The following is a 3,403-nucleotide window of genomic DNA, read 5'->3' as shown; positions in this document are numbered from 1 at the left end:
CAAGTCGTAGCAGGTGTGGGGCTGTTGCCGTTGCGGTTCCGCGGATCAAGGACCGGTGTTCGCTGCCTCACCGGAGACGTTCTGAATAACCCTCTGTGGACCGGTTCAGCCCCAGGGTTTCAGCTACAGACGCTGGACTCTCTCCTGCCAACATTCGTTCCACCGCCCGTCGGCGCAGTTCTTCAAGAACATCATGCGAAAGCGCTCGGCCATCCCCACCCGAAGTCATGACTTACTCCTACCGCAAACCATCAAAGATGTCTAGATACTTGTAACATGCTTAGCAGTAGAGCCAGATTCACTTCAGAATCCTATGATTCCAATTCCGCAAAGCCATTGAAAGATCCGCAGATGCGGCATCCTCTACTGAAATTCGAGAAAGGGCAAAAGATGCGAATACGGCAGCACTTGATTCAAATGTATGCATGAAATCATAGATCGATGAGGAATCAATCTTCACTCCTCTGGAGGATGTGAATATCTGCTTTTTGGAAGCCGTAAAGTCGAGCCGAAAGGCAGAATCTACACCATTGAAGCTGAATCCTCTGATTTCGCGCGCCGAGAGCATTCTAATTCCATCAAGCAGGTCCGAAAGGGCAATGAGGATCATCATCCCCTGATCTGGATAGTGCTGCTTCGAGGAAGCGTGCCCGACGTTTCCGATGACCTCGATATCTCCCAAATCGAACCCGCTGAACGCTCCTTGGCCATCTCTGCGAGAAAATTTGAAAGTAACCATTAACGGCCACCCTTGATGGGGAACATAGTGATGATGCGATTCCCGTCCTTAGAATCGACGATCAGCCTCACATTCATTGACGTCCCGTTGATTTTCATTCTCTTTTCCAGAGTTTGGATTCATTTATCAGGATCCGACTGGCGAGTCCCTTTTTCCATGAGGATTTTAGCTGCTTTTTCAATCTGCTCTCGCGTTGTCCCTGAAGGGAACAAGTCGCCAGGACCTGTCTGATGATTCCCAGCCACGTGCCGCCCATTAATATGCTACCATCCTTCCCTTTGATTCCCTTCCTCCATGCGTGGTGGAGTTCTACACAGTACTAACCCAATTCAAAATATCTAGACAGTCTCTGCGATATAAGCCAAATGCGGATCGCCAAAGAATCCGCGTATCACGTCAGGTAGATCCTTGAGGCGCTGAAGTGAGGTTTCCGCCCAATGGAACATGCTATTTCCGTCCAGGACTGCACGTCGGCCAATTCTGGCGTTCTTCACGTTGTTCCATACCCACTCGTCCGGGTTGAGTTCCGGGGAGTAAGGCGGGAGAAAGAAGAGTTTGAGACGGTCTTCCTGTGCCGCAACGAACTCCTGAACCTTCTTCGCTTTGTGGACCGAGGAATTGTCGAGAATCAGGAAGACCGGGGCCTTCAAATCGTGCAGGACCTTCTCCAGGAACCCGATGAACACCCCGGCGTTCATACGCCCGGTCAGCACCTGGAAGTGACTCGTCGCTCGGGTATAAAACACCGCAGGAAGTCGAGGACGGCTTCATGGCCGTAAGGTTCGCCACGTAGAAATCCCATGAGCCTGCTGTCCGAAAAACGCAGAGCCTCTCAATAGTACAAACTTAAGATTCCTAAACTCATCCCCCAAGGCTTGAGATCAAGATATGCACCACCTTCTTCCATTCACCCCCCTGCCCACCTCCTCCCAGAGTTCAAGAGTTTCAGATTTCTCACCGAGAGTGCGCGAAAGAGCCGCTTTAGCTAGCACGCGAATGCTATTTGAAAAATCTGGCATTTCATCAGGGAGATCTGAATTAAAAATCTCACCGTCAGAACCTGAAATCCCTGCAACGAAAATTGCCGCTGCTGCCACAGCCGCATCCGTCAGATCTTTCTCAAGATACTCGTCCGAAGAAGTTTTAGCCACACTGGCCAGCGCCTCTTCAATCGCTTCGAGAATACCTTCGCTTCCTAGCTCGCGGACCTCGTCTACCAGATCAGCGGCATCATCGTTATCGAACGGTCCTACGCCTGAAGCACTCACCCTTTGAGACCGCCGATTCTAGACTTAGCTACAGCTAGCGCCCATACGGCAAATTTAACCGACACATCTTGCACTTGCGGATCTATAGAGACCCTGGCTTCACACCAATCACCTTCCTCCGGCAAAGAGACCGCCATTCCTCCCTCATGGTTTTCAGTAGAACGAAACTCGATCACTCGCTCACCAGAACCAAAATCATATGTGTCGATAATTTCGACAGTGCGGCCCTCGAAATATTCGATCAGCATATCAAAAATCCAATTCTTTCAATCCAGGAAGGCAGCAAAGTCTCCGGATGTGGAGAATCTTGCACCTGGCCCACCGTTCGACGTAGCACCGTTCATGATTCTCACCTCAATTACATCCTGCCACTGACCATTGATTCGACCTCTGTCTACGGAAGTCACGGAATGAGGGTTAGTAAGAATGTCATCTAGCACGTCCCGCCCGAGCGCGTTCCAGGAAGCCGGATTCTGCTTCCCCGCAGGAATCGGCCATTGCCCCTTGTTAGTGTCCCGGCCTGCATGCTTCGACAGTGCGTTCCCAGCCACCTCAAATTCCCCACGCTTGTCCTTCGGATCCATATTTCTACCGGAGGTAGAGGCCTTATCCAGATCCAAGTTACTTTCGCACGACATGAGTCCGAGCGGATCAGTTAACATCTGTGGATTGTCGACGTACCCGTGGTGATTGGGTGCCGGCGCCAGACCCAGCGGGTCGGGTCCGGCATACCCCCCCGTCTCCGGCGTGTAGTACCGGAACAGGTTGTAGTGCCAGCCGGTCTCATCGTCCCGGTACTGGCCGGGAAAGCCCAACAGGCAATCCAGGCCGTCGCCGGTAGTCGACCCTACGGGCGTTCCCCACAGGCCCGCCCGGCGATGCCACCCCACCGCCCCCTCGCCGTCGACGAGTTCGGTGGGTGTCCCCACCAGGTCGATGACGATCGCAAAGAACCGCGCGTCGACCTCATCCTGCGGCGTCTGCCCATCGATATGAGGTTGTGAAGGATCAACCGCGCCAGGACGGTGCGTCTGGGACAACGGCCGGTGCGAACCCGGCGCGTAGTCCCACACCACAGTCTCCCCCCGACCACCGCCGGTGGCGACAGCCTGTTCGGCCAGCCGGGTGCCGTCCCAGGCGAACCAGACTTCCTCGGCCACAGTCACCCCGTCAGCGGCCATACGCCGCTTGCCGGTACGCCGCCCCAGCGGGTCGTACACATACCGCCACTCCGTCCCGTCCGGAGTCGTGACCCCCGTCATCCGGTCGTCGGCGTCCCAGCGGTACGCCCACTCCTTCATCCCAGGGCTGATGCAAGAAGCTAATTGCTGAGAGTTTCCGCAGGTCGGGGCGGTAGACCGAGAAGGTCCAGGGGCGCGGTGAACGGGTGGTAGGA

5 protein-coding genes are annotated in these 3,403 nt (G+C 54.6%); all 5 read right to left on the bottom strand.

Features of this window, described 5'->3' with window-relative positions; translation table 11 throughout:
* Nucleotides 1-298: 298 nt before the first annotated feature.
* The gene (locus tag AC0Z36_RS29400; RefSeq protein ID WP_485466134.1) at nt 299-739 is read right to left on the bottom strand and encodes a hypothetical protein; all 441 of its coding nucleotides are present in this window, start codon (nt 737-739) and stop codon (nt 299-301) included.
* Nucleotides 740-1,077: 338 nt separating this feature from the next.
* A complete protein-coding gene (locus AC0Z36_RS29395) occupies nt 1,078-1,485 on the bottom strand; it encodes a transposase (protein WP_485466133.1) in 408 nt (135 codons plus the stop codon).
* Between the two features lie 135 nt (nt 1,486-1,620).
* Complete coding sequence (locus AC0Z36_RS29390) at nt 1,621-2,007, bottom strand: DUF4259 domain-containing protein (protein ID WP_485466132.1); 387 nt, start codon at nt 2,005-2,007, stop codon at nt 1,621-1,623.
* On the bottom strand, nt 2,004-2,255 hold the full coding sequence (locus tag AC0Z36_RS29385; RefSeq protein WP_485466131.1) for a hypothetical protein: 252 nt from the start codon (nt 2,253-2,255) through the stop codon (nt 2,004-2,006). The genes AC0Z36_RS29390 and AC0Z36_RS29385 overlap by 4 nt, the downstream gene beginning before the upstream one ends.
* 18 nt (nt 2,256-2,273) lie before the next feature.
* Entirely contained in the window at nt 2,274-3,308 is a 1,035-nt protein-coding gene (locus AC0Z36_RS29380) for an RHS repeat-associated core domain-containing protein (protein WP_485466130.1), read from the bottom strand.
* Between the last annotated feature and the right edge of the window lie 95 nt (nt 3,309-3,403).

Source organism: Kitasatospora sp. UYEF31 (assembly GCF_057291755.1).
The sequence above is the reverse complement of the archived record's forward strand: the minus strand, read 5'-3'. Positions and strand labels throughout refer to the sequence as shown.